Genomic DNA, 4,005 nt, shown 5'->3' with positions numbered 1-4,005 from the left:
AATGTAAGGGTTTTGTTGGATTTAGCAGAAAAACACTAACATAGGAGAGTCCAATGTAAGGGTTTTGTTGGTTTAGTAGAAAAACACTCACATAGGAGCGTTCAATGTAAGGGTTTTGTAGGGTAAGTTAGAAAAACGCTAACATAGAAGTGTTCAATGTAAGGATTGTGAAGGTCTCGGTAAAAACACTAATATAAAACGGTAAATACATGTATTTTTATCGCTCTCCGATAAAAACACCCTCAAGAACTTGTTCCTTCCCAACCCACTCCTTTTTCAAGAGACAATTCTCTGCTCATCGGCTAAACTTAAAGGGTAAAAGTCATTGTTCAGATGGGGGGAAGGGGACTATTCGGACATTAGCGCGTTTTGTAACGAAAACATATAAATTTATCATTTTGGCATGGATAGTACTGACGGTTGTTATGTCGTTTTTTGCTATGCGGCTTCCAGCTATGCTGCAGGGCGATGGGTTTCGGATGAATGGGGAGCATTCGGAGGTTATGGATATCACTGCGGACACATTCAATATGCCAGTAGAAACCATGTTCCTCGTTTTCAACGAAGCTAGCGATAAAAAAATCGATGCTATGGTAAAAAAAGTAGAGGAACTTGGTGTTGCTTCTACCATAGCCTCGCCTTTAGAAGACCCGTCACTCTATAAAGATCAGCTAGCTTATGCCATTCTTCAATTTGATGATAAGGATCTGGATATGACCCAAGTCGTAACAGATATTCGTGAAACAATTGGAGATGAAGAGGGAATTGTGCTGACAGGGGCACCTGCGATTTCCAAGGATATCAATACAGCCAGTCAAAAGGATTTAATGATTGCAGAAGCGATTGGCCTCCCTATTGCAGTGATCGTTCTTCTTTTTGCTTTTGGAACGGTTATTGCTTCAACGATTCCGTTAATTATTGGAATTACAACGATTCTCATTTCCTTTGGAACGCTGACGATAGTAGGCGGCCATGTGGATTTATCTATATTTGTCATGAACATCATTCCGATGCTGGGGCTCGCGCTGAGCATTGATTTTGCTCTATTGTTTATTAGTCGGTATCGGGAGGAACGGAAAAAATCAAACTTGTTTGAGGCGGTTTCTACAACCATTCGGACAGCTGGGCGATCAGTCATTTTTTCTGCCTTTTGTGTGTTTATCGGTTTAGGCGCTATGCTTTTCATTCGAGTCGAGATTTTTCAAAATATCGCGATAGGCGGGATGATTGTTGTTGCGATGGCAGTGCTCACTTCCATCACGCTGCTGCCATCCGTATTAATCGCATTAGGGGATAAAATTGATAAGTGGCAGCTGCTAAAAGTAAACCAAAACGGGACGGATCGCTGGCGCCTTTTCGCAAATGCGGTCATAAAGCGTCCTGTTATCATTACGATCTTCGCTCTCATTTTATTAGGAATTGCTCTTATCCCTGCAAAAGACATGAATTTAACGATTCCGCAAATTGATTCATTGCCTGAATCGTATGATTCCCGTCAAGCCTATGAGCTGTTGGAGGATGAATTCGGCCTTGGTAAAAAAGCCTCTGCATTTGTTGTAGCTACACGCGAAAATGGCTGGCAGGATTCGGATGGGTTAGAACAGATGAAGAAATTAGAAGAGGATCTGTTAAAAGACCCGCTAGTTGAAGAGGTCAAAACCATTTATGCATTGAGTGGGATTCACTCGCCGGAGGAATGGGAACAGGCATGGACGGTACCCGAAATGAAGGCCAAACTCGAACCGTTAACAGAATCATTCATTAAGGATGAAAAGCTGCTCATTCCCGTTACCTTAAATGCTTCTGGAGCCTCAACAAAAGCACAGGATTGGGCCCGGCATTTATCGGAAAAAGAAACTGAATTTGATTTACTCATTGGTGGACAGCCAAAATTTAATCAAGAAATCTTTGATGAAATTTCGAATCAAATTTGGCTCGTCCTCACGGTGATTATCGTTTCGACCTTTTTCATTCTGATGCTTGCATTCCGGTCCATTCTCATTCCGATTAAGGCAATCCTGATGAATATCATTGGATTAGCAGCAACGTTTGGGATCCTTGTTTATATTTTTCAATATGGTCATTTTGGACTGACAGCCGGTACGATTGCCCTCATTATTCCAGTTCTCGTCTTTAGCCTCGTGTTTGGGCTGAGCATGGATTACGAGGTCTTTCTCATATCGAGAATGCAGGAGGAATATGCAAGTTCCTTTGACAATGACAGGGCCACTGTGGAAGGCCTTGCCACAACGAGTAAAATTATTACTTCCGCTGCCTTGATCATGATTGTTTTAACTGGGGCCTTTGCCTTTACGGATGTGATGCCGGTGAAACAGATCGGGGTTGGGATCGCCGTTGCCGTGGCCATTGATGCAACGATTATTCGGCTTTTGCTCGTCCCAAGCTTAATGAAGCTGTTTGGGAAATGGAATTGGTGGCTGCCTTTTCGAAAAGGGAGCTATAAAGCGGAGAATTGGCATTAATAAAATAAAGCTAGAAAATCACGGAGCACACCCCATCAAGTGCTCCGTGATTTTTTTTCGCGGGATTCCATATAATAGAAAAGAAACGTTCGGCACACGAAGAATCTGGTGTATAATGAAGAAATCATAAAAAATTTATAGGGGTAGAAACAAGTGGATAAACAAAATAGTAAGTATAGATGGGTTGTTTTTGCCGCAGTCTTGTTTACCTATTGTGTAATCGCAAGTCAAAGAACAGCCCCAGGATTAATTACAGATCAAATTATGAAGGACTTTAGTGTAACGGCATCGACCATTGGATTGCTGACGAGTATTCAATTTTTGGCGTATGCTAGTTTGCAAATACCAATTGGCATACTTTCAGATCGATTCGGGCCTAATATTTTTCTTATCGCGGGAACATTATTAAATGGTGCAGGGACGCTGATTTATAGTTTGGCAGAGCATGAGTATGTTCTCTTGTTTGCTAGATTATTAGTGGGAATCGGGGATGCCACCATTTGGGTAAACGTAGTCTTAATCTTAAGCCTGTGGTTTAAGGGAAATGAATTTGTAGGATTGATTGGAATAGCGGGGATGGTTGGGAGTCTGGGCTTCCTGCTGGCAACAGTTCCTTTTTCTGAGTGGATTACGTTATGGGGCTGGAGAAAACCATTTTTTACAACGGGTCTTATATTATTGCTGAGCGGATTCATTCTTTACTTTGTCCTCGTTCATAAACCGAAACAGATGTTTAAAACCGATACTGATTCCGCATCTGCCTCCCCAAAAATAAGGGAAAAACGTGAAAAGACACTGAGTCTGCTTAGGCGCATCCTTACAAGCCGCCAAGCATGGGCAACCTTTTTTTGTCACTTCGGGATTGTCGGAACATATATCGGATTTATCGGTTCGTGGGCGGTGCCATATGGGATGCACATGTACGGGATGACACGTTCCGATGCGAGCCAGCTCATTATGATTGGTCTGATTGGTGCTGTTATGGGATCTCCTTTATCGAGCTGGGTGGCCAATCGGTTAGGGACGATCAAGCGTCCTTATGTCGTTGTTCATTTCATCACCGTTATTTGCTGGAGCGTGTTTTTTGTATTAAGCGGGAAGCCGCCACTTTTTATGCTGATTTCGCTATTCTTTATCATCGGCTTTTGTAACGGGGCTAATATGTTTACTTTTGCCGTTGTACGCCTATCCTTTGATGTAAGGGAAGTTGGATTTGTTTCGGGATTTGCGAATACAGGCGGTTTTCTGAGTGCTGTTCTTTTGCCAAGTATTTTTGGGAAGGTATTAGATCACTTTGGTACGGCTGCAGGTGGGTATCACTACGGATTTATCATACCGGTTCTATTTTCACTTGTCGGTTTAATCGGGGGACTTCTAATTAAGGAACAGCGGCAGGAAGCTAAGAAAGCACTTGCTTAAATTATTCGAGAAAGCAAATAGGATTGCTTTCTTTTTTTTGCCTAAAATTTGCATTTCAAATATGGACCTATTTTCCAGCCATTATGTATCAATGAGAAATTAA

2 protein-coding genes are annotated in these 4,005 nt (G+C 42.1%); both read left to right on the top strand.

Features of this window, described 5'->3' with window-relative positions:
* Positions 1–350 precede the first annotated feature (350 nt).
* A complete protein-coding gene (locus V7149_RS06360; protein ID WP_335344829.1) occupies positions 351–2,483 on the top strand; it encodes an MMPL family transporter in 2,133 nt (710 codons plus the stop codon).
* A 153-nt stretch (positions 2,484–2,636) separates the two neighbouring features.
* Complete coding sequence (locus V7149_RS06355; RefSeq protein WP_335344811.1) at positions 2,637–3,902, top strand: MFS transporter; 1,266 nt, start codon at positions 2,637–2,639, stop codon at positions 3,900–3,902.
* Positions 3,903–4,005 lie beyond the last annotated feature (103 nt).

Source organism: Bacillus sp. JJ1503 (assembly GCF_036965125.1).
In the GTDB taxonomy this organism is placed as follows: domain Bacteria; phylum Bacillota; class Bacilli; order Bacillales; family Cytobacillaceae; genus Cytobacillus.
This window is presented reverse-complemented; position numbering and strand designations above follow the sequence as displayed.